We start from the raw sequence: 22346 nt of genomic DNA on the forward strand, positions 1-22346 counted from the left end.
GTGCGCCATGGGCAAAATAAAACTCTTCTTATTATTACTAGGGGTGCTTGGACTGGTGACTGGATGTGGTTCTTCTAAAGAAAGTCTTCAACTTCATGAAGCTACAGTAATGTTGAAGGAACCGGGGTTGCAGAATTTGGACAACCCCGATAAGCAAATTGCGATTCTACCAACGGGAACTAAAGTTGTTATTCTTTCCAAGGAATATGGCAAGGACTATTTGGCATATGAAGTTGAAACAAGTGATGGGCTGAAAGGGTACATAATTCACTCAAACAAGATGACCCTAACAAACCCAGATTAACGACAGCTAAGGATGGGAAACAAACCATTTTCCATCCAGTTGTTCCCAGTTTACTTTTACAACTGTCCCGCCAATATCGGTTGGCGTTTTCATAGGGAAATACCCGTAAATGGTTGAATCGCCAATGAAACTATAAAGACAGCAGGGTTTTAACGGGCAAAGCAGAAGCTATGTGTACAATGCTAATAACCGAATGGTGCAATCAGGTGCTACCACATACGACTATAATGCTTTAGGACAGCGAGCACGAAAAACGACAGGGAGCGTGAGCACGCATTTTATATATTCACCAACCGGGCAATTATTGGCTGAGGGAACGCAAGCGCAATATATTTATTTGGGCGGTGAGCTGGTGGGGTATATAAAAAACAATCAGCTTTATTATGTGCATAACGACCATTTAGGTCGTCCTGAAGTCATCACCGATAGCTCGGCCACGGTCGTTTGGCGAGCGCAACTCGAAGCCTTTGATAGTACAGTATTAACCAGCAGTATCGGAGCGTTTAACATTGGTTTCCCGGGGCAATACTGGGATAGTGAGAAACAAAGTTGGTACAACTACTTTCGGGATTACGATGCCAGCTCTGGCCGTTACTTGCAGAGCGACCCGATAGGACTGGGCGGTGGAATTAATACCTACGCGTATGCGCTATCTAACCCCGTTATGTATATAGACCCCCTTGGTTTGTTTGTGGATTTGTGTGATTTATTGGTGGTAATACCTGACTACCTTAAAGGCACAAAAGTTAAGGCTTCATACGGGATGGGCATATTAGCAACAGGTTCTGGTCAGTTTGGAACGAACGGTGTGACACTAGAAGTTGCTCCTGAAATAGGATTAGGAGTATTTGGCGGCGCCGGGCTCGAGGCAAGCGGGAAATTATTAGATTGTAATAAAAGTAAATGTGAGACCTAAGTTATGCCTATTGTTTTGAGTGTGGCCTTATTTTCTGTTTTTCTTCAGGTTGTCATTTATATTTTTTTAAATAGAAGGCATGGAGACATATGCAAGATTTATTTTGAAAATGGGCTTTTTTACAACACCCCTGAACTTATGAGTAAGGCATTCTCATTTTATTATCATCCATGGAATTGGAAGCCACTATGTGTCGAGTTGAAGGTATTGCTTTCAATTAATTTTTCTCTATTTATTTTTGTGTTATATAAGTTTTTTATCGAGCCTGTAACAGAATTTTTATAGTTCCATGGTGATGCAGTGATTTGGCGATTTACAGCTCTAACCGATGCTTTGGAGGGGCGGCGTTTTTCAAGGTAGTTGACACTTTTCTGAGTTTAAATGATCTAAATACGATACATTGCAGGCTGAAGTACTGCCACACCCACTAGGTATTTCATCAATCTGTCCGAACATGAACTGTATAACATTCCCATATTGATCTCGAACATTGTCGTTTATTAAAATTGAGTTAATCAGATTGATACTAGGAACAATAAGACTTGATTGCGTGGTCTGAATGTTAACGCCCTCATCGTAGAATACGCCTAGATTAATCGTATAATCACCACTTGAAGCGCTAATGGTGCCGTTTAATGATTGCGCGCTAAGTTTATCTTCTCGCTGCTTCTTTATTTGTCTAATAGACTTTTCAACCTCTAAGATCCTGCTAATGTCGATAGATTTTTTTCAGCGTTTGGGGTTACCTCCTTATTCTGTGATGACGTAACCGTTAGTAAGTGAAGTTTCTGTCTATTTTGTAAGGGTGAGATAGAATAATTATAACCACCGTAAATTTTTATGGAGATTTCGCCATCAGAGTTGTAACTTATCGAAACGTGATAATCACTTCCATTTTGCTTCCCCGTAGACGAGACAACTAGATAGTTAAAATCACCATCTAAAGTTGACGATAGTGTTATGGATTGCACATTTAGTTCATTTAAAATTCCCGATTCGAATAAATTGAACGAAACATTCAGCGGGTACTCTGATTGCTCTGCCAAAGCTATATTTTTGGTCTTTAAATTTTCACTTTTCAACGGATGAGAAAAAGTGTCCGCCGAATTTTGTAAAATATCAGTCGCATAACTTTTCACGGCTAACAGAGCGGTTTCGTTTATTCTCACCACCTTATGTCTTATCAGCTTATGTCCCGCTTGAGTTATATTTTGGACTTCACTAGTAACTCTGTCAGCCAACCCCCGCGATTGAGATTCGTCAACTTCAATTGCGTTATATGCGCTCGGAAACACCGTAGTTGATTCACACGAAGGGTTTTCCTCACACGTCGTTGATTCTGCATGAGGACTCAATAGAAACAGCAAAGCGCAAATGAATAAATATCGTTGCATTGGTCTTCTCCTAGATGGAAAATAAAAAACCCGGCACGGTGGCCGGGTTCTTGTCGTACTGCAAATTCTGAAGAATTAACGCTTCGAGAATTGTGGACGCTTACGCGCTTTATGCAAGCCGATTTTCTTACGTTCAACTTGACGTGCGTCACGAGTTACATAACCCGCACGACGTAAGTCACCGCGTAAAGTTTCATCGTATTGCATCAACGCACGGGTAATACCGTGACGTACTGCGCCTGCTTGACCACTCGCACCACCGCCTTTAACAGTGATGTATAGGTCAAACTTTTCAACCATATCAACCAATTCAAGTGGTTGACGAACAACCATCTGAGCGGTTTCACGGCCAAAGTATTCTTCTAAGCTGCGATTATTGATGCTGATGTTGCCGCTGCCCGGGCGCAAGAAAACACGCGCAGTTGAGCTTTTGCGACGACCAGTACCGTAGTATTGATTCTGTGCCATAGTTGTCATGCTCCGTATTAAATTTCAAGTTGCTTTGGTTGCTGAGCAGCGTGATTGTGCTCGGCTCCCGCGTACACTTTCAGTTTACGGAACATGGCACGACCCAATGGACCTGTTGGCATCATACCTTTCACCGCTTTCTGAATTACCATTTCAGGCTTCTTAGCAATCAACTTTTCAAAGTTGATTGATTTCAAACCGCCTGGGTAACCCGTGTGCGAATAATACATTTTGGCTTGCGCTTTACGGCCAGTAACGTTCACTTTCTCAGCGTTAACGATGATGATGTAATCACCAGTATCCACGTGAGGAGTGTACTCTGGCTTATGCTTGCCACGTAAACGACGCGCCACTTCAGTGGCTAAGCGACCTAAAGTTTTACCTTCAGCGTCAATGACATACCAGTCACGTTTGACAGTTTCTGGTTTTGCTACAAATGTACTCATTAAGAACATCTCTTATAGTAAAGTTCACGACAGTAGTTCCGGGCTTCCCCGCGAACCACAACAACCGCACGGATGGCGATTTGTTGTACCTGTAACGTGGGCTGCGCGGATTATATGGAAATGTGTTTAAAAGATCAACGATGCTGAAGCATTTTCCATTGGAACGGTTTGCGTTTTTAATGCGGCAATCACTTCTGCACTACGTTCCCACATACTCGTAAGCTGCATTAATGTTGCACCTTGAGTCGCACTTAATTTATTTTCGGCAATGTCATTAAACCACGTATGGCGTAACGCATTCCGAGTCGCTCGGATGGAACTCATCAAGGCATTCCAGTTGGCTAAAGGCCGCTCTTTCATTGCCGATGCACTAAATAACTCAAGTAATAACTCACGCAGCTGGGCATTCAAACTCAGTGCTAGTTCCTCTGGTGTAGCACTCCGTAAGCCTTCCACCAATAACCGTAAATCGCTCAACTGGGCATGCTCGCGATACAACTTGGCAAGCAATAATGCTTCTGTACCGGTCAGATGTTGGGCACTCAGCTTTGTTAGATACTCATGGATATGCCCGAGCAACACGCCAGTTGCGATGTCTTCCTCAGTTTCCTCGTGCTCAGGCTGCTCGGTCAGTAAATTTCGAAGCCGCACTAAATATTGACGCTGCACGCGATTTAATTCTTGCTGGATCGCATTCAACCCCATGGCGGGTATTTCAAGTACGGTTTTATCCAGATACCGTGGTTCACCGGAACGCAAATGGGGGATCCGATACCAGCGCTCAACGCGGCGGAAAATCACCTCATCAAACGCCCACATCAAGCTAATGCCAAGCAGATTAAATAAGGTGTGATACACCGCTAAACCAGCACTGATATTCGCCACTTGCTCCCCACCGGATAGCCATTGCGCAACCCACCACATAGGCGCTAATAAAATGACGGCGACAACCCCGGTCACCGTTTTCATCAGCACATGGACTGCCGCTAACCGTTTCGCGTGTGGTGTTGCATTGATGCTGGCGATAATTGCAGTAGCCGTGGTGCCTATGTTGGCACCAATAACCAACGCTGCGCCTGCTAAGGGGGTGAACATACCACTGACAGAGGCTGTTAAAACAATCGCAATTGCGGCGGTGGATGACTGAATAATGACAGTTAAAATAAAGCCGACCAAGATCGCGACTAAAATACCGCCAATACCATCGACGTTGAGGTAACCAATCGGGAAATTCAATGCGACCTGCTCAAATGCTACGCGCAAGGTATCCAGCCCGACGAATAATACGCCGAATCCAGCGAGCGCCAAGCCAACATAGCCCGAAGGAGAATTTGATCGGATCAAATTGAGCAGCATGCCCAAGCCAATCAGGGGCCATGCGAACACGCCAACATTAATTTTGAGCCCAATCAGCGCCACAATCCAAGCCGTTAATGTGGTGCCTACGTTTCCCCCAAATACCACCCACGCAGCTTGGCGTAGTTTTAGCATCCCGGCATTAGTAAAACCTAATAAGGCGACGACAACGGCTGTTGAGGATTGCACCACGGCGGTCACCGTGAAACCAGTAAGCGCTGCTCGCACACGGGTTTGGGTGGAGCGCTCTAAGAACCCTTGTAAATGCTGACCGGCAGCTGACTTTAACCCGTCGGTCATTAACTGCATGCCGAGTAGTAATAAACCCAGCCCACCCAGCGCGAGGCCCCAATCTGTTAATGTCATGATTTATGTGCAAGTCCTAAATATTCGTGGCTTTGCATTTCGCGCAAGCGGCTAATGCAACGATTAAATTCAAAACTCAGTGTCCCTTGAGTATACAATTCTTCCAACGAAACGGCAGCCGACATAATCAATTTGACGCGGCGCTCATAAAACTCATCAACCAAGGCGATAAAGCGTCGAGCAGCATCATCATTATGCGCCCCCATTTGCGGAACAGCGCTGACTAACACCGTGTGGTAATACTGAGCTATTTCAATATAGTCATTCTGTGACCGAGCGCTTTCACAAAGTGCCGCAAACGAAAACATCGCGACCCCATCATGAACCATACGAACTGGAATCTCACGGCGATTAATCTCTATTGAGGTGGCTGCTGCAGCCCCATCGTAATTGGGCACCAGTTGATGAAAGTAGCCTTGCAGCGTTGCATCGGCGGCGGCATCCGCAGGCGCATGATAAATTTCAGCTTGGGTTAAGGTGCGCAACCGGTAATCGATGCCACTATCGACGTTGATGACATCACAGTGTTGCTTGATTTGCTCAATGGCAGGAATAAATCGCTGCCGTTGCAAACCATTGCGGTAAAGCTCATCTGGCACGATATTCGAAGTTGCGACTAACACCACGCCTCGGGCAAACAACTCTTGCATGAGCGTTCCTAAAATCATGGCATCGGTAATATCTTGCACGAAAAACTCGTCAAAACATATCACCCGTGCCTCTTCCGCCAATTTATCAGCAATGATTGGCAAGGGGTCACTCTGTCCTTTGAGTTCCTTTAACTCATCGTGAATGCGCTGCATAAAACGATGAAAATGGAGTCGTAACTTACGCTCAAAGGGTAGGCTATCAAAAAATGTATCAACCAAATAGGTTTTACCACGGCCCACTCCGCCCCAGAAATAAATTCCGCGCGGCGCTGCAGGTCGTACAAAGCGCTGCTTCAGCCGAGTTAAAAAGCCCCCTTGCACCGTTTGCTGCATGGCGACCAACTCATCATAAAGCCGTTGTAACGCTTCGACCGCACGGCGTTGCGCTTCATCGGGTTGAAAATGACCAGAGGCTAAATCACGTTCGTATTTTAAGATTGGGGGAAGTTTGTTTGTTGTCACTACCACTTCGACTCTATTCTGGATTATGCTAGTGGGGAATAGTTTACCATGCGGAACGCATTATTAAGGAGTATTTATGAGCTGGATTGTAGGTTTTTTACTCGTTTTAGCCGGCACGGTCGTAGGATTCTTTCTTGCCCGCTACTGGTTATCCGAGCATTCAGATGAGGCCGAGCTCAATCAACAGGTCACCCAAACCAAGCAACAACTCGCCGATTATCGCCGCGAAGTGGCTGAACACCTATCCACCGCACAAGCGTTAGTTGAACAGCTCGAAGAAACTCAAGATAAGCTAAAAGCATACTTGTACCACAGTGCTGACCTACTGCAACGCGAGGTTGAACAACCCAGCTTGCCGTTTTTCTCTGAAGATACACTGCGTGAACTTCATATGACGAACCAGTTGCGGCCCGAAAAACGCCGCAGTGACGATAAAGCAGTCACCGACATGCCACGCGATTACAGTGAGAAACAATCGGGATTGTTTAAATCCTCATAAAAGACACCTTGAAACACAATCAAGGTGAACTTATTTCATAGAAGTTAGTCTGTAATTGCATCGTCTCTTGGTTGAGAGGATCTGCATGCAGTGCAGTCTTCAATTCATGAAATAGGAGTCACCTTGATGAAAGTGAAGATATTCGCAGTTCTAGCGTTGGCGAGTGCGTTGGTATTAACGCCAACCCAAGCCAGCATCCCGTTTTTTAGTCAAAAAAACGAAACGCCGACCTTGGCCCCAATGTTGGAAGAGGTCACCCCTGCCGTGGTGAACATTTCGGTGAAAGGCAAGCGAGAAGTACGCCAACGTATTCCCGATATGTTCCGCTTTTTCTTTGGCCCCGGCGGCCCGCGTGAACAAGTGCAAGAGCGTCCCTTTCAGGGCTTAGGCTCGGGCGTTATTATTGATGCCAAAGAAGGCTATGTGGTCACCAATAACCACGTTATCGATGGTGCCACAGAAATCCTCGTGACCTTAAAAGACGGTCGTCAGTTTGATGCCACCGTTATTGGAACTGATAATCGCTCTGATATCGCGTTACTAAAAATTAAAGACGGTGAAGATCTCACCGAAATTACCATCGGCCGTTCGGCTGATCTCCGTGTTGGTGATTTCGTGGTGGCGATTGGTAACCCATTCGGCTTAGGGCAAACCGTGACGTCCGGAATTGTGAGTGCGCTTGGCCGCAGCGGCTTAGGCATTGAAGAGATTGAAAACTTTATTCAGACCGATGCGGCGATTAACAGTGGCAACTCCGGCGGTGCACTGGTGACACTAAACGGTGAGCTCATCGGCATTAATACTGCAATTCTTGGCCCCAATGGCGGTAACATTGGTATTGGTTTTGCAATTCCATCCGATATGATGAAAAACCTTGTTGCCCAATTGGTGGAGTTTGGTGAAGTACGTCGTGGTGTCTTAGGCGTCCGCGGCAACGACCTCACGCACGACATTGCTAAAGCGTTGGACTTGAAAGCCAATCAAGGGGCATTCATTGCAGAAGTAATTGCTGACGGTGCGGCAGATCGCGCCGGCTTAAAATCTGGTGACGTCATCACGGCCGTGAACGGTGAACCTATCCGTACCTTTGCGGACTTAGGTGCTCGAGTTGGCACCATTGGTGCGGGCAAAGAGTTAACACTCACCGTGTTACGCGATGGCAAGGAACGCAAGTTCAAAGTCACCTTGTCTGCCGAAGAACAAGCCGTATCAGCGGCATCGATTCACCCGGCCTTTAATGGTGTGACCTTAGCGCCCGATGAGCAAGGCGGCTTAAAAGTCACCGAAATTGAAGCTGGCTCGGTCGCTGAGCGCTACGGCATTCGCAAGAATGACGTCATCTTGGCAGTGAACCGCAGCCCGGTTAATAGTGTCAGTGAGTTACGTGAATCCTTAAGTGATGCGGGCAGTGTGATTGCGCTGAATATTCGTCGCGGTCAATCCCAAATTTACCTGGTCCTCCGTGGCGGGTAATTTCTACATAACGAAGGCAGCTAAATGCTGCCTTCGTTTTTAAACAATGCTATGCTGTGATTCATTCTTAAATCACTGGGTTACATCTATCTATGCGATTGCAGCACCTGCTCTGGTACATCCTACGTTCAGTTCTATTGGGCTTAGCCGTCGCTGCTATCGTGATATTGGTGGTTCCGAACGCCAAACAACAACTCTCGCCTCCCGTCAATTTATTACAACAGCCCATGAGCTTTGCCACTGCAGTTCAGCGCGCAGCACCAGCCGTGGTCAATATTTATAGCATTGGCTCCATTCGGGGCTCCTACTATTCCCGTCGCCCCACGACAGTTTTTCGGCTTGGGTCTGGCGTCATTATGGATAACTTGGGGCATATTCTCACAGCTTATCACGTTGTTGCCGGAGTCAATGAAATTCAAGTTGCCTTGCAAGATGGGCGAAATTATAGCGGTCAAGTCATTGGTTACGACACGGTCACCGATTTAGCCGTGGTCCGCATTGAAGCGGATAATCTACCGGTCATCCCCCAAAATGAGTCATTGCAAAGTTTGGTAGGCGATGTGGTGTTAGCCATTGGGAACCCGCATAACTTAGGCCAAACCATCACTCAAGGAATTATCAGCGCAACCGGTGGCCGCATGGGGATTATTCACTCCCATGCCGATTTAATTCAGATGGATGCGGCAATTAACGAAGGCGCCTCAGGGGGAGCCTTGATTAACTCCCAAGGCTATTTGGTCGGCATTAATAACGCTCAGTTTCGTGATGCTCGGGGCCAAGGCATTGACGGTATTTACTTTGCGGTCCCCTATCCCCTAGCAAAATCGGTGATGGATACGCTGATCCGTGAAGGAGAAGTGGTGCGCGGTTATCTTGGCGTACAAGTGGGCGACGGCCCCCAAACGAATCATCATAATCAACCTGGCATCTATGTCACTGGCGTGGATGCGGGCAGCCCAGCTGAGCAAGCAGGGTTGCGGGCCGATGACTACATCATCGAAATTGGCGGACAGCCGATGCAATCCGCCACTGAAGGCTTGGCCAAGGTTGCTCAAACCAAGCCTGGCAGCACCATCACAGTGAAGTTCTTACGCGATAATCAGCTGAAAACGGTAGATGTGGTGATCACGCGGCTCCAATAGCCGCGTGCACTTATTTAACGCGAGTAATATCTGCGCCTAACGCAGCTAATTTCAATTCAATCGATTCATAGCCACGGTCAATGTGGTAAATCCGTTCCACCACAGTTTCACCTTCGGCGACCAAGCCGGCAATCACCAGCGATGCCGATGCCCGCAAATCAGTACACATCACTTGCGCCCCGGTCAACTTTTCAACCCCCTTCGAAATCGCCATATTGCCTTCAACTTCAAAGTTCGCGCCCATACGACAAAGTTCTGGAACGTGCATAAAACGATTTTCAAAGATGGTTTCACGCACCCAACCGGAACCTTCTGCAATCGCATTCAGCGTACAGAACTGTGCTTGCATGTCTGTTGGAAAGGCAGGATGTGGGGCCGTCACAATGGTGACCGCTTTGGGGCGCCCTTGCGCCTGAATCCGTATCCAATCCTCGCCTTGCGTGATTAGGGCGCCAGCATCGGTTAATTTCCGTAATACAGCGTCGAGCATTTTCGGATTGGTATTGCGACAAGTCACATCACCACCGGTCGCCAACGCTGCCACCAAGAAGGTACCTGTTTCAATGCGATCAGGCTGCACCCGATAGCTGCCACCATGGAGCCGCTCTTTACCATAAATCGTAATGGTTTCAGTTCCAGCATGCCGGATATCTGCGCCCATACTATTTAAAAAGTTCGCTAAATCTTCGACTTCTGGCTCGCGCGCGGCATTTTCAATCACCGTTACACCGTCTGCCAACGCGGCCGCTGCCATTAAGTTTTCAGTACCAGTAACGCTCACCATATCCATTAAAATATTGGCGCCCCGCAACCGGCCATTCACCGTTGCGTTGATGTAGCCATTTTCTACAGTGATTTCTGCCCCCATTTGGCGCAGCCCATCAATATGGAGATTAACTGGACGAGCACCAATGGCACACCCACCTGGTAACGAAACTCGCGCTTTTCCGTATTTCGCCAATAGCGGCCCCAACACTAAAATGGAAGCGCGCATGGTTTTGACTAATTCATAGCTCGCGACATGGTGATGAAGCCCTTGTGGTTCAATTTGATAACTGTTAGGGCCCAATGGTTTGCTACAAACACCTAACTCATGCAATAACTTGAGGCTGGTTTGCACATCTTGGAGGGCAGGCACATTGCTAAGAGTCACCGTTTCTGAGGGGAGAATCGAAGCCATTAAAATCGGTAAAGCAGCGTTTTTCGCACCCGAAATGACGACATCCCCATGCAGTGGCGTACCACCACGGATAACAAATTTTTGCATGAAAGGTCCCGTTGTTAACTTAACATAGCGAGTTTTTTCTCGCGTTGCCATTCAGCGTCTGTGTAGGTGCGAATGGAGACGGCGTGAAGTTCACCCGATGCAATCCACGCTTTTAATGGCGCGTAGACCAGTTGTTGTTTCTTTACTCGAGACAAATCAGCAAACACATCGCCCACGGCTGTAACCACAGCGTGGCTACCGTCGAGCTTCACTAATACTTCACTTAACTCTAATTCATTCAGCAATTGCTGCTGAATGGTTTCTGCTGTCAACATACTCATTGGTATTTCACTTTCTCATTGAATCATTGAGTTCTAGAATGGACTCAACGCCACTCACTTGTACCATGGCACGTAATTGTGCCGTGGCATGGGTGATCTTAAGAGCACGGTGAGCATCAAGAAGTTCTCGTTGTGCTGCAATTAACATCGCCACACCAGCCGAATCGACCTTCTCAACGCCGGCGAAATTTAAGGTAACAGTATCCGTGCCTTGTAGCCACTGTTGCCGCTGCTGCCACAGGGCTGGCACGGTGACGCGACTCAGTTCCCCCTGCAGTTTAATTTCATTCTCATGCCGCTGCCATTTGCATTCACTCATGGCCTAATTCTCAGTTTCTTCATAAGGCTTCACGGCTTCTTGGGCTTTTTCGCGCAGCAACTGAATGGTTCCATCAATGCCATTGGCACGAATAACGGACGCAATTTCAGCTTGCTTACTATTCAATAAGCTCACCCCTTCCACCACTAAGTCATAGGCTTTCCATACCTCGTCAGTGTTGTCGTAACGCATTTTGAAATCCAAGCGCACGGGAGGACGCCCACCCTGTTCAATCAAACGCGTATTGACTACCACCATCCGACTGCCTTCTTCAAAACGACCGGCACGGTTAAATTCGATGGTATGTTTGCTTTCATCATACTGGGTAAATGCGCCCGCGTACGTCGTGATGAGGTAATCACGAAAAACCGTATAAAATTGTTGCCGCTGCTCTTCGGTTGTTTGCGTCAAATTACGACCCAACACCCGCTTCGCGGCATAAATGTAATCCACATAAGGCAACATTTCTTCGCGGATAATCACCCGTGTATGGTTTAAGTCTGCTTCAATCAAATCGCGATCTTGAGCAATTCGTGCCAATGTTTTATTGGCCACCTTTTCGAGCAGCACGTAAGGGTTATCATCGCGAATCAACTCAGCGCTCGCAGCCATTGGCATGACGGCAGTCACCAAGGCAACACTTAAAGCTAGCAACCACTGTTTCATACGAACTCCTTAATCGTTTCCTTGGCTGAACAAAAACTGCCCAATCAAATCTTCGAGCACTAACGCAGATTTGGTGTCATAAATCTGATCACCGTCTTGCAGCATTTCTACGGTTTCATCCACGAAACCAGGGTTCAGCCCAATGTATTGCTCCCCCAGTAACCCCGACGTTAATATCGAAACGGAGGAGGTATCTGAAAATTTGTCATAGGTGGCACTGATAGTCATTTCCACCAACGGCTCGTAGTATTCACCGCTCAAGGTGATTTTGGTTACACGCCCTACCACCACGCCGCCCACTTTAACTGGGGAGCGTTCTTTCAAGCCGCCAATGTTATCAAATTTGGCATACAACCGATAAGTTTCTCCGGTCGTGACCGCGCTCGTGTTCGCTGCCCGCAAGCCTAAAAACAGCAATGCAAGAATGCCAATAATGACAAAAAGACCTACGGCGAGTTGTGTATTTCTTGATTCCATAGTGTTACCCAAACATCAATGCGGTTAATACAAAGTCGAGACCGAGTACGGCTAACGACGCGGTGACCACCGTTGAGGTGGTGGCTCGGCTAATGCCGACCGAAGTGGGCGTGCAACTATACCCTTTATGCAACGCAATCCACGTCACAACAAATGCGAAGACTAAGCTCTTAATAATGCCGTTGACGATATCCTGACCCCAATCGACACTTGCTTGCATGACGGACCAAAATGCCCCATCGTCCACCCCGAGCCAGCGCACACCGACTAAGTAGCCACCGAAAATACCGACGGCTGAAAACACTAAAGCTAAAATCGGCATGCTATAAAATCCGGCCCAAAAACGTGGTGCAATGACCCGACGCAAGGGGTCAACCCCCATCATTTCTAAACTTGATAGCTGTTCCGTGGCTTTCATCAAGCCAATTTCCGCGGTCAATGATGACCCCGCGCGGCCGGCAAATAGTAGTGCAGTGACCACCGGCCCTAACTCTCTTAACAATGACAGAGCAACCATCGGCCCTAACGACTGCTCGGCACCGAAATCGACAAGAATATTATACCCTTGCAGCCCCAACACCATGCCAATAAACAAGCCACTCACCACAATAATGATGAGTGAGAGGACTCCTACTGCATACATTTGCTGCATCAGGAGTGGCCATGCTTTACGGATATTAGGCTTCCCAATTAAGGCTCTGAGCAACATCAACAGTGCCGCCCCTGCGCCCGCAATCGAATCGAGAATGACGCGCCCTAATCCAGCAATTTTATCGAGCATTTTGTTTCCCCAATAACTCGTCAGCCAAGCTCGGCGCCGCAAAATGGAATGGGACAGGCCCGTCTGCGTTGCCATTCAGGAATTGATGAATTAACGGATTCGAGGACTGTTCAAGCTCCGCTGGCGTGCCATGCCCCACGACCGTTTTATTGGCAATAATATAAACGTAGTCAGCAATGGTCATGACCTCGGTAACGTCATGAGTTACGACAATACTGGTTAACCCCAGTGATTGGTTCAATTCTTTAATCAACTTCACAATAACACCCATCGAAATGGGGTCTTGCCCTGCAAATGGCTCATCATACATGACGAGCTCTGGATCCAGCGCAATCGCTCGAGCCAAGGCTGCGCGCCGTGCCATCCCACCCGAAAGCTCAGCCGGCATGAGGTGTCGAGCGCCCCGTAACCCAACCGCTTCGAGTTTTAATTTAACGATGATATCGATAATCGATTCGGGTAAATCACTGTGCTCACGCAGTGGGAACGCCACGTTGTCGTACACCGACATATCGGTAAAGAGCGCGCCACTTTGAAATAGCATGCTCATGCGCTTACGTAGCTCGTATAGTTCAGTGCGACCGAGGGCATGAATATCCACCCCAGCGAAGGTTATTTTGCCCTGCTGTGGGCGCAACTGGGCACCGATTAAACGGAGCAGCGTGGTTTTCCCGATTCCGCTTGGGCCCATCACCGCAGTGATTTTACCCTTGGGAATTTGCATGGATAATCCACGATATACCTGATGTGCACCAAACCCATGTGCAAAATCAATCGAGTCAATCACCACAAGAGGCTCATCAACCTGAGCTGGAGACGGCTGACTCGGTACCTGAGATGCTGTTGGCATTGCTTTGATATCTCCCTTGTTCTGACCGGCAAGTGTATCAGAATTGGAGCTATTGCTACAGCCGGAGCCAGTAAAATTTGTGACAAAACGTGACCTTCCCTACCGATTTCGTCTGTATTTCACCGTTCAATCGGTTATTATTGCCAACAAGCGATTATTCTGATTCATTGGGCCGGAGCGTTCCCGTGACAATAAAATCTTCAACTACTACATTTCGTGCTCTCGCGGAGCGCGTTGTTGACATCGAAACAGCTGCGATTGTTGGGTTAAAACGTTATTTGGACTCACAGTTTGAGCAGGCCTGCGAGCTGTTATTCCAATGCCAAGGTCGCGTGATTGTAATTGGCATGGGCAAGTCTGGACATATTGGCGGCAAAATTGCCGCTACCTTGGCATCCACCGGAACGCCCGCATTTTTTGTTCACCCAGGCGAAGCCAGCCATGGTGACTTAGGGATGATCACCGCACAAGATATTGTACTCGCTATTTCCAACTCAGGTGAAACGGAAGAAGTCCTCGCCATTGCCCCATTAATTAAACGGCGCGGGGTAAAGCTTGTGAGTCTCACAGGGCATCCACAATCAACCTTGGCCCAGCTTTCCGATGTGCATGTCTGCATTGCCGTGGAGCAAGAAGCCTGCCCATTAGGGTTAGCCCCAACCTCATCAACCACTGCCACCTTAGTCATGGGCGATGCCATTGCCGTTGCCTTGTTACACGCTCGTGGCTTTACCGCTGACGACTTTGCGATGTCTCACCCCGGCGGCAGTCTTGGCCGTCGCTTATTGCTGCGCATCAGTGATGTCATGCATACCGGCGATCGCATTCCTTTGGTACCGCCTCATGCGACCTTATCTGAAGCACTTCTTGAAATGTCGCGCAAAGGTTTAGGAATGACGGGCATTGCCGATGGTCAGCGGCAATTACTGGGAATTTTCACCGACGGTGATTTACGTCGTATTCTGGATCAACGCATTGATGTGCACCAAACTCCCATCGAGCAGGTGATGACTCACCACCCCGTCACCATCGAGCCTGAAATGTTGGCAGCACAAGGCTTGAAGCTGATGGAAGACCGTAAAATTAATGGCTTATTCGTCGTCGATGCAGAAGGCATTGCACAAGGTGCGCTGAACATGCATGATTTACTCAAAGCAGGAGTCTTGTAATGAGTGTCATCGATACGTGGTACGGCCCCCTTGAAGCAGAGTTGTTTGAACGTTTCAAACAAATTCGACTCGTGGTTTGCGATGTGGATGGGGTATTTTCAGACGGCTGCATCTATATGGGGAATGCCGGCGAGGAACTCAAAGCCTTTCACACCCGCGACGGGCTTGGAGTAAAAGCGTTGCTCAATGCAGGCATTGACGTGGCCGTGATTACGGGACGCCAATCCCAAATTGTCGAAGACCGCATGCAAGCATTAGGGGTGAAGCACATCTATCAAGGGCAATCGAATAAGCAACATTGCTTTGAGCAGTTAGTGGTGCAACTCGGTTTAACGCCTGCTCAAGTAGCGAGTATTGGTGACGATATTCCTGATTTGGACATGCTTCAGCGAAGTGCAATTGGGGTTTGCGTGAGTGACGGGCATCCTTACGTGCGGCAGCAAGCCGACTATGTCACCTCCGCACGAGGCGGTTACGGTGCCGTACGAGAATTGAGTGATTTGATTTTACAAGCCCAAGGGCAATTGCAATTAACGGGAGGCGTCAGCCTTTGAATCGGAACATCGTCATCATTATTGGGGTCATATTTTTAGCCGCAGCTGTGCTGATTTGGCGCCCTTTTGACGACTCTGGCCCATTGGAACAAGAAGCGGGTTATCGACAAATCCAGCCAGATTTTACTGCCACTGGGCTCATTGTTCGGGTTTATGATGAACAAGGCGAACTCGCACACCGAATTGCTGCCGAAGAAATGACACACTACAGCCCCGTTGGATTAACTGAGCTGATGGCGCCAACGTACATTTTGCAGTTAAACCAAGGGAATGATATTTGGCAAGTGCAAGCCGAACAAGGCTCCTTTTATGCAGACAATAGCTTGGTCCTTGAACGTAACATTGAAATGACCAGCCTTACCGCAGCCGAGTTTATCGAACGCATCGAGACCAGTTATTTAACCATAGATACCGACGCAGGAATGGTCACGACGGAGCAACCAGTTCTGATTATCGGCCCCGACTTTACAGCTCGCGGGGAAGGTTTACGGGCAGACTTGCACGCACAAACAGTGGAAATGATAAAGCATGTTGAAACAATTTATACCGGTCGTCGCAATCCTAGCGATAACAACGAGTAGTTGGGGAACAGCCTGGGCCCAAGGTCGTGCAGACTTCTCCCAGCCCATTGAGATTAATGCTGATCGCGATTGGTTCGATGTCGCCAATAAAATTGCGGTTTTCGAAAACAATGTGCTGATTCGTCAGGGCAGCTTAACCATTCAAGCCGATCATCTGGAGGTGACCCGTCGTGGGGATCAATCGGATAGCTTTACCGCGACGGGAAGCCCGGCGGTCTATCAACAACTGCTTGACGATGGCTCCCCCATTCAAGCGGAAGCTGAAATAATTCGTTACGATCAAGACCAGCAACTATTGGTGTTATCTGGCAATGTAAAAGTCTCCCAAAACAATAGTTTGATTCAAGGGAACGAAATTATTTATAACTTTGCGACGCAACAATTATCCGCAAACCGCGGCGAAAATGAGCGCGTCACCACTATTTTTCTTCCTAAAAATAAGAGCGACCAACCTAATGAGCCGACTAATCGCTGAGCACCTTGCAAAATCGTATAATAAGCGACAAGTCGTTAAAGACGTCAGTTTAACCGTTGAAGCAGGTCAGATCATCGGTCTGTTAGGGCCTAATGGCGCGGGCAAAACCACCACCTTTTACATGATTGTCGGGCTGGTGAATCATGATAAAGGCCGTATTTTAATCGACGACGAAGACATTTCCTTGCTCCCCATGCATGCTCGTGCGCGCCGTGGTATTGGTTATTTACCGCAAGAGTCTTCGATTTTCCGCAAGCTGTCGGTGCGTGACAATATTATGGCCATTCTCGAAACCCGCCGTGATTTGGATGCCAACGGCCGAGAGGAACGGTTAGATTCCTTACTGGAAGAATTCAGTATTGGTCACTTAGTCAACAGCTTAGGTATGAGTTTATCGGGAGGCGAACGTCGCCGCGTCGAAATTGCTCGCGCATTAGCGGCCGACCCAACATTTATTTTATTAGATGAACCCTTTGCAGGCGTTGATCCTATCTCCGTCATCGATATCAAAAAAATTATCGAGCACCTTCGCAATCGAGGAATTGGCGTCCTGATTACCGACCACAACGTGCGTGAAACGCTGTCAGTGTGTGAAAAGGCCTATATTGTGAGCCACGGTGCTTTAATCGCCAGCGGTGACGCCCAAAGCATTCTGAATAACCAGCAGGTTAAAGACGTTTATTTAGGTGAGCAATTCACGCTGTAGGTCACACCATGAAACCAAGTTTGCAATTTAAAATGTCGCAGCAACTGGCAATGACTCCCCAGTTGCAACAGGCGATTAAATTGCTGCAGCTATCCACGCTTGAGCTTCACCAAGAAATTCAACAGGCGTTGGCCGAAAACCCCTTATTAGAACTGGAAGGAAGTGATGCTGAGGGAGAAGCCAGCATCACCGAAGAACACGAATGGGACCACCAATATTCCGCCGGCATAGGCCAAGCCAGTTATCGTTATGATGGCGAAGACACCTTGTATGAAGGTGAAACGCAGACCAGCTTGCGCGACCATTTGCTGTGGCAACTGCAACTTTCTCCCTTTACTGACACCGATACCCTCATTGCTATTGCTATCATTGATGCGATTGATAATGCGGGCTATTTAAGCCAACCATTGGCTGAGATTGTGGCAGGGCTGAATCAGCAGCATGGCCTTGATATTGAGTTGGATGAAGCTCAAGTGGTGCTGAAACGCATTCAACATTTCGACCCGATTGGGGTGGGGGCACAAGACGTTACCGAGTGCTTAACCATTCAACTCCAACATTGCTCTCCAACAACCCCTTGGCGCGCCGAAGCGCTGTTAGCCGTCAACGAACATATCGCGCTTTTAGGCACCCGAGATTATCGGCAATTGATGCGCAAATTACGCGTCACAGAAGCTGAGCTAGCGGCGATTATTGCCCTCATCCAAAGCCTCTCTCCGCGGCCTGGCGAAGCCTTCGAAGCGGCCCCTGACGACTATGTCATTCCCGATGTGTTGGTGCATAAAAAAAATAATCGTTGGATTGTTAAGCTAAACCCTGAAACCATGCCTAAACTTAAAGTCAATCAGTATTACCTTGACTTGTGCCAAGATTCTTCTCATGGTGAAGACGTAAGTTATATTCGACAGCATGCGCAGGATGCAAAGTGGTTTATCCGCAGCATCGAGAGTCGCAACGAGACCTTATTGAAAGTTGCGACTGCCATTGTGCAACGGCAACAGGCGTTTTTTGAGTACGGTGAAGAGGCCATGAAACCCATGGTTCTTACCGACATTGCCGATGCAATTGAAATGCACGAATCAACAATTTCTCGGGTGACAACGCAAAAGTATATGCATTCGCCCCGAGGTGTGTTTGAATTGAAGTACTTTTTCTCAAGTCAGTTAGCCACAGAATCAGGAGGTGATGCATCCTCAACGGCCATTCGGGCATTGTTAAAGAAACTCATAGCAGCAGAAAACCCCAAGAAGCCCTTGAGTGATAGTAAATTAACTGAACTCCTAGCAGAACAAGGAATCCAAGTAGCTAGACGCACCATTGCAAAATATCGAGAAGCATTGAATATTCCGCCCTCGAGTCAACGGAAGCGTCTTATTTAAATCTCGGAAAACAGAAGGAAGATGTTATGCAAATCAATCTGACTGGTCGCCATATCGAAATCACTGACGCTATGCGGGAGTACCTTGACACCAAGTTTAAGCGCCTGGAACGCCACTTTGACAACATTAACAACGTGTATGTCATTTTAAGTGTTGAAAAGTTAGTGCAAAAAGCGGAAGCTACCTTGCATGTGAATGGCGGTGAGATTTATGCAGAATCCGAGCATCAAGATATGTATGCCGCTATAGATGGGTTGATCGATAAGCTCGATCGACAAGTTATTAAACACAAAGAAAAATTAAATCGTCGCTAAACATGGATTTATCCAACACACTGAGTCCTGACTGCGTTCGTTGCGCAGTGGAAGGAACAAGCAAAAAGAAAGTCCTTGAACTCATCGGCCAGCTAGCTGCATCGCGGTTAGCTGGCGCCGCATCGTTCGAGGTTTTTGAAAGCTTATTAAATCGGGAGCGTCTCGGCAGTACTGGGATTGGCCTAGGGGTTGCCATTCCACATGGTCGCCTAGCCGGCATTCATAAACCCATCGCGGTTTTATTGACCTTATCGTCTCCGATTGATTTTGATGCGATTGATAACCAACCGGTCGATATTGTATTTGCTCTGTTGGTTCCCGAAGAACAGCATGAGCAACATTTACAGACACTTGCCGCTGTCGCTCAACGACTGAATGATAAAACAATGACGCGAGCGCTCCGCGACGCACAAAGTGATCAAGAGCTCTACGACTTATTCGTAGGTTAAGTTGGTAGGATCATGCAACTAATTATTGTCACAGGCCGTTCCGGCTCAGGTAAATCAATTGCACTTCGAGTGCTTGAAGACCTTGGCTATTATTGTGTCGATAACTTACCGATTACACTCATGCCGACCTTGGTGCATGCGGTGGTTGAACAATACGACAAAGTTGCCGTCAGTGTGGATGTTCGTAACCTTCCAGCGGAACCCAGCGAACTCACCGATGCCCTCGATTTTTTGCCGAAAAAAATCAAACCCGAAATTATTTATATTGATTCATCCGACCAAGTATTACTGCGTCGTTTCGGTGAAACTCGTCGTTTGCACCCGCTCTCGCAAAAAGAGATGCCTCTCGCCGATGCCTTAGCCGTTGAAGCGGTCATGTTAGAACCCTTAGCGGAGCGAGCGACCTGGCGTTTAGATAGTAGCGATTTAACCGTCCACCAACTGAGTGAACAGATTGCTGAGCGCGTCCTAGGGAAAACGGCATCGCGACTCATCGTGGTGTTTCAATCCTTTGGGTACAAGTATGGGTTGCCCACCGATCTCGATTACGCCTTTGATGCTCGAATTTTACCAAACCCGCACTGGGTGCCTGAGCTCAAACCGTTAACTGGCAGTGATCCAGCGGTGCAGCATTACTTTGAGCAGCAGCCGTTAGTCACCAAATTCATTCATCAGTTGCAGGTGTTTTTTGAAACCTGGCTGCCCCACTTCCAACGCAGTAACCGCAGTTATTTAACCATTGGTATTGGCTGTACTGGTGGACAACATCGGTCAGTGTATATTGCCGAACAACTGGCCAAACGCTTTGCCGATCACCCCTGTAAAGTGCAAGTACGGCACCGTGAGGCCAGCCGTCATCGTCAACCCACAAACACCTAAACTCACCGCCTATGACTGAGATTGTTCGCCGCCAAGTGACGATTCGCAATAAGCTCGGACTCCATGCCCGCGCGGCGACCAAGCTGGCGAAACTTACCCATGAATTTGCCGCCACGGTTTCAATTATCCAAGGGGAGCAAAAAGTGGATGCATCGAGTGTGATGTGTTTATTGCTACTTGCGAGCGGTCAGGGGCGGCAAATTGAAATTGTTGCCGAAGGACCCGATGCGCAAGCAGCCGCAGATGCTGTTGCGCAATTGGTTGAAGCCCGGTTTGATGAAGAGCAGTAACGCCTTCCGTTAGCACCTTGCTTGGTTCGCTGACGTCTTAAACGCCAGCGATTCGCATCTCTTCAATCAGAATTGAGCCGGTTTGAACCCCGTGACGGTAGTCAATATCTCCAGCAATCGCGACCATGTTTTTGAACATGTCCATGAGGTTCCCAGCAATGGTAATTTCTTCCACTGGATACTGAATTTCACCATTTTCCACCCAGAAACCTGCCGCGCCGCGAGAATAGTCACCGTTGACAATATTCACCCCTTGCCCCATTAACTCGGTGACTAACAAGCCCGTTCCCATTTGCTGACATAAGGTTTTTAAATCAGCCACTTGATGGCTCACTTGCCAGGTGTGAATGCCGCCGGCGTGTCCAGTTGGCTGCATCCCTAACTTACGCGCCGCATAGCTGGTCAATAAATAAGTTTCTAACTGACCATCTTTGACAATATCGCGTGCTTGAGTTGCTAATCCTTCGTGATCAAAGGGGCTGCTTGCCAACGCGCGCGGTAAGTGAGGTTTTTCGTGAATCGTAAGCCACGACGGGAGAATCTGTTGCCCCAAATGGTCCAATAAGAAGCTGGATTTTCGATACAAACTGCCGCCACTGATCGCACTGACTAAATGGCTAAATAAGCTATTGGCGATGTCCGCGCGGAAAATCACCGGCACCTTAGCAGTACTGATTTTACGGGCATCCAAACGCGCTACGGTAGCTTGGACGGCATCCTCGGCCACTTGCTCAGGCGTCCATAAGTCATCACGATGGCGGGCAATGGTGTAGCTATAATCGCGTTGCATGGCATCGCCACTCTTGGCAATCAAGGAGCAACTCAACACATGGCGTGATTGGGTGTAACCAGCTAAGAACCCATGGGTATTCCCGTAAACACGAAAGCCTACGTGGCTGCTGTAGCCAGCACCATCCGAATTCACAATTCGAGGATCAAGCTGCAATGCATGCTGCTCACACGCAAGTGCTTGGGCCAAGGCAAACTCAGCGCTCTGGTCAGCGGGATGACACAATTCAAGATCAGGAATATCGGTGGCCATCAAGGCTGCCGGTGCCAAGCCCGTACAAGGGTCCGCCGAGGTGAATTGAGCAATACTACTGGCCTTATCTACCGCCGCTCGAATCGCCTGCGGGGTCAAATCCGTGGTGGATGAGCTGCCTTTCTGTTGGCCTCGGTAAACAGTGATGCCGAGTGCTCCGTCCTGATTGAATTCAACGGTTTCCACTTCACCCAAACGCGTGCCTACGTTGATTCCTCGGCTCCGACTGATGGCACATTCTGCCGCACTATTTCCTAATTGTTGGGCATAATTGAGTGCGTCAGCAACGGCCTGTTTAACGTCTTGCATTTCAGTTTCAAGCTCGCGAATATCCGGTGTCATTTTTACTCCTGTGCCGGCGTCTCTTCAGAACGCCTTTTCTATTGCTATG

The 22346-nt window shown here is 48.1% G+C and carries 28 protein-coding genes; 15 read left to right on the forward strand and 13 right to left on the reverse strand.

The window, feature by feature from the left end; all coding sequences use genetic code 11:
* Both BLP64_RS10800 and BLP64_RS06100 read left to right on the forward strand, forming a co-directional pair.
* A partial coding sequence (locus BLP64_RS10800; RefSeq protein ID WP_176754934.1) for an SH3 domain-containing protein occupies nt 1-304 on the forward strand: 304 nt, incomplete at its 5' end.
* 172 nt (nt 305-476) lie between these two features.
* Nucleotides 477-1220, forward strand: a complete 744-nt coding sequence (locus BLP64_RS06100) for an RHS repeat domain-containing protein (RefSeq protein WP_199286048.1) — start codon at nt 477-479, stop codon at nt 1218-1220.
* Between the two features lie 698 nt (nt 1221-1918).
* Here the strand turns inward: BLP64_RS06100 and BLP64_RS06110 are convergent.
* The 5 genes from BLP64_RS06110 to zapE all read right to left on the reverse strand — a co-directional run bounded on the left by BLP64_RS06110 (nt 1919) and on the right by zapE (nt 6362).
* Nucleotides 1919-2614 carry a hypothetical protein gene (locus tag BLP64_RS06110; RefSeq protein WP_092592762.1) on the reverse strand — a complete coding sequence of 232 codons (696 nt, stop codon included), beginning with the start codon at nt 2612-2614 and terminating at the stop codon, nt 1919-1921.
* A 75-nt stretch (nt 2615-2689) separates the two neighbouring features.
* Nucleotides 2690-3082 (reverse strand): 30S ribosomal protein S9, encoded by a 393-nt coding sequence (gene rpsI / locus BLP64_RS06115; RefSeq protein WP_092592764.1) that lies wholly within the window; start codon nt 3080-3082, stop codon nt 2690-2692.
* Between the two features lie 17 nt (nt 3083-3099).
* Nucleotides 3100-3528 carry a 50S ribosomal protein L13 gene (rplM, locus tag BLP64_RS06120; RefSeq protein WP_092592766.1) on the reverse strand — a complete coding sequence of 143 codons (429 nt, stop codon included), beginning with the start codon at nt 3526-3528 and terminating at the stop codon, nt 3100-3102.
* A gap of 126 nt (nt 3529-3654) precedes the next feature.
* Nucleotides 3655-5250, reverse strand: a complete 1596-nt coding sequence (locus tag BLP64_RS06125; protein ID WP_092592768.1) for a Na/Pi cotransporter family protein — start codon at nt 5248-5250, stop codon at nt 3655-3657.
* On the reverse strand, nt 5247-6362 hold the full coding sequence (gene zapE, locus BLP64_RS06130; protein ID WP_407681263.1) for a cell division protein ZapE: 1116 nt from the start codon (nt 6360-6362) through the stop codon (nt 5247-5249). Before zapE ends, BLP64_RS06125 begins: the two co-directional genes overlap by 4 nt.
* 76 nt (nt 6363-6438) lie before the next feature.
* Between zapE and BLP64_RS06135 the strand changes: the two genes are divergently transcribed.
* From BLP64_RS06135 to BLP64_RS06145, 3 genes are all read left to right on the forward strand, one after another.
* A complete protein-coding gene (locus BLP64_RS06135) occupies nt 6439-6861 on the forward strand; it encodes a Z-ring associated ZapG family protein (protein ID WP_092592772.1) in 423 nt (140 codons plus the stop codon).
* Nucleotides 6862-6987: 126 nt separating this feature from the next.
* Nucleotides 6988-8334, forward strand: a complete 1347-nt coding sequence (locus tag BLP64_RS06140) for a DegQ family serine endoprotease (protein ID WP_092592775.1) — start codon at nt 6988-6990, stop codon at nt 8332-8334.
* Nucleotides 8335-8426: 92 nt separating this feature from the next.
* Nucleotides 8427-9476, forward strand: coding sequence for a trypsin-like peptidase domain-containing protein (locus BLP64_RS06145; RefSeq protein WP_092592777.1), 1050 nt, complete (start codon nt 8427-8429; stop codon nt 9474-9476).
* 10 nt (nt 9477-9486) lie between these two features.
* On the opposite strand, the gene murA is transcribed toward BLP64_RS06145, so the two are convergent.
* From murA to BLP64_RS06180, 7 genes are read right to left on the reverse strand one after another with little or no spacing between them, the layout of a single operon-like run.
* A complete protein-coding gene (gene murA / locus BLP64_RS06150; protein WP_092592779.1) occupies nt 9487-10743 on the reverse strand; it encodes a UDP-N-acetylglucosamine 1-carboxyvinyltransferase in 1257 nt (418 codons plus the stop codon).
* Nucleotides 10744-10757: 14 nt separating this feature from the next.
* Entirely contained in the window at nt 10758-11024 is a 267-nt protein-coding gene (locus BLP64_RS06155) for a BolA family protein (RefSeq protein WP_324615346.1), read from the reverse strand.
* Between the two features lie 7 nt (nt 11025-11031).
* Complete coding sequence (locus BLP64_RS06160; protein ID WP_092592781.1) at nt 11032-11343, reverse strand: STAS domain-containing protein; 312 nt, start codon at nt 11341-11343, stop codon at nt 11032-11034.
* A 3-nt stretch (nt 11344-11346) separates the two neighbouring features.
* Nucleotides 11347-12009: an MlaC/ttg2D family ABC transporter substrate-binding protein gene (locus tag BLP64_RS06165; RefSeq protein WP_092592783.1), complete on the reverse strand. Its 663-nt coding sequence runs from the start codon at nt 12007-12009 to the stop codon at nt 11347-11349.
* A gap of 9 nt (nt 12010-12018) precedes the next feature.
* Nucleotides 12019-12486 (reverse strand): outer membrane lipid asymmetry maintenance protein MlaD, encoded by a 468-nt coding sequence (mlaD, locus tag BLP64_RS06170; RefSeq protein ID WP_092592785.1) that lies wholly within the window; start codon nt 12484-12486, stop codon nt 12019-12021.
* Between the two features lie 4 nt (nt 12487-12490).
* The gene (mlaE, locus tag BLP64_RS06175) at nt 12491-13267 is read right to left on the reverse strand and encodes a lipid asymmetry maintenance ABC transporter permease subunit MlaE (protein WP_092592787.1); all 777 of its coding nucleotides are present in this window, start codon (nt 13265-13267) and stop codon (nt 12491-12493) included.
* Nucleotides 13257-14117 (reverse strand): ATP-binding cassette domain-containing protein, encoded by an 861-nt coding sequence (locus BLP64_RS06180; RefSeq protein ID WP_092592789.1) that lies wholly within the window; start codon nt 14115-14117, stop codon nt 13257-13259. The genes mlaE and BLP64_RS06180 overlap by 11 nt, the downstream gene beginning before the upstream one ends.
* A 191-nt stretch (nt 14118-14308) precedes the next feature.
* Between BLP64_RS06180 and BLP64_RS06185 the strand changes: the two genes are divergently transcribed.
* Genes BLP64_RS06185 through BLP64_RS06230 form a run of 10 tightly spaced genes read left to right on the forward strand, consistent with a single transcriptional unit; the run spans nt 14309 to nt 20913 of the window.
* Entirely contained in the window at nt 14309-15286 is a 978-nt protein-coding gene (locus tag BLP64_RS06185; RefSeq protein ID WP_092593019.1) for a KpsF/GutQ family sugar-phosphate isomerase, read from the forward strand.
* Nucleotides 15286-15840 (forward strand): 3-deoxy-manno-octulosonate-8-phosphatase KdsC, encoded by a 555-nt coding sequence (kdsC, locus tag BLP64_RS06190; RefSeq protein WP_092592791.1) that lies wholly within the window; start codon nt 15286-15288, stop codon nt 15838-15840. The genes BLP64_RS06185 and kdsC overlap by 1 nt, the downstream gene beginning before the upstream one ends.
* On the forward strand, nt 15837-16421 hold the full coding sequence (lptC, locus tag BLP64_RS06195; protein WP_176754935.1) for an LPS export ABC transporter periplasmic protein LptC: 585 nt from the start codon (nt 15837-15839) through the stop codon (nt 16419-16421). The genes kdsC and lptC overlap by 4 nt, the downstream gene beginning before the upstream one ends.
* Nucleotides 16369-16896, forward strand: coding sequence for a lipopolysaccharide transport periplasmic protein LptA (gene lptA, locus BLP64_RS06200; RefSeq protein ID WP_092592795.1), 528 nt, complete (start codon nt 16369-16371; stop codon nt 16894-16896). Before lptC ends, lptA begins: the two co-directional genes overlap by 53 nt.
* Nucleotides 16877-17602 (forward strand): LPS export ABC transporter ATP-binding protein, encoded by a 726-nt coding sequence (gene lptB, locus BLP64_RS06205; protein WP_092592797.1) that lies wholly within the window; start codon nt 16877-16879, stop codon nt 17600-17602. The genes lptA and lptB overlap by 20 nt, the downstream gene beginning before the upstream one ends.
* Before the next feature lie 8 nt (nt 17603-17610).
* Nucleotides 17611-18981 carry an RNA polymerase factor sigma-54 gene (locus BLP64_RS06210; RefSeq protein WP_092592799.1) on the forward strand — a complete coding sequence of 457 codons (1371 nt, stop codon included), beginning with the start codon at nt 17611-17613 and terminating at the stop codon, nt 18979-18981.
* 26 nt (nt 18982-19007) lie between these two features.
* The gene (hpf, locus tag BLP64_RS06215; protein ID WP_092592801.1) at nt 19008-19295 is read left to right on the forward strand and encodes a ribosome hibernation promoting factor; all 288 of its coding nucleotides are present in this window, start codon (nt 19008-19010) and stop codon (nt 19293-19295) included.
* Between the two features lie 2 nt (nt 19296-19297).
* Complete coding sequence (ptsN, locus tag BLP64_RS06220) at nt 19298-19744, forward strand: PTS IIA-like nitrogen regulatory protein PtsN (protein ID WP_092592803.1); 447 nt, start codon at nt 19298-19300, stop codon at nt 19742-19744.
* A gap of 12 nt (nt 19745-19756) precedes the next feature.
* Nucleotides 19757-20623 carry an RNase adapter RapZ gene (gene rapZ, locus BLP64_RS06225; protein ID WP_092592805.1) on the forward strand — a complete coding sequence of 289 codons (867 nt, stop codon included), beginning with the start codon at nt 19757-19759 and terminating at the stop codon, nt 20621-20623.
* Between the two features lie 11 nt (nt 20624-20634).
* Complete coding sequence (locus BLP64_RS06230; protein ID WP_092592807.1) at nt 20635-20913, forward strand: HPr family phosphocarrier protein; 279 nt, start codon at nt 20635-20637, stop codon at nt 20911-20913.
* A gap of 37 nt (nt 20914-20950) precedes the next feature.
* Here BLP64_RS06230 and pmbA read toward each other — a convergent pair whose 3' ends face one another.
* Nucleotides 20951-22297 carry a metalloprotease PmbA gene (gene pmbA / locus BLP64_RS06235; protein WP_092592809.1) on the reverse strand — a complete coding sequence of 449 codons (1347 nt, stop codon included), beginning with the start codon at nt 22295-22297 and terminating at the stop codon, nt 20951-20953.
* Between the last annotated feature and the right edge of the window lie 49 nt (nt 22298-22346).

It is taken from the genome of Pseudidiomarina indica, assembly GCF_900104245.1.
Classification (GTDB): Bacteria; Pseudomonadota; Gammaproteobacteria; order Enterobacterales; family Alteromonadaceae; genus Pseudidiomarina; species Pseudidiomarina indica.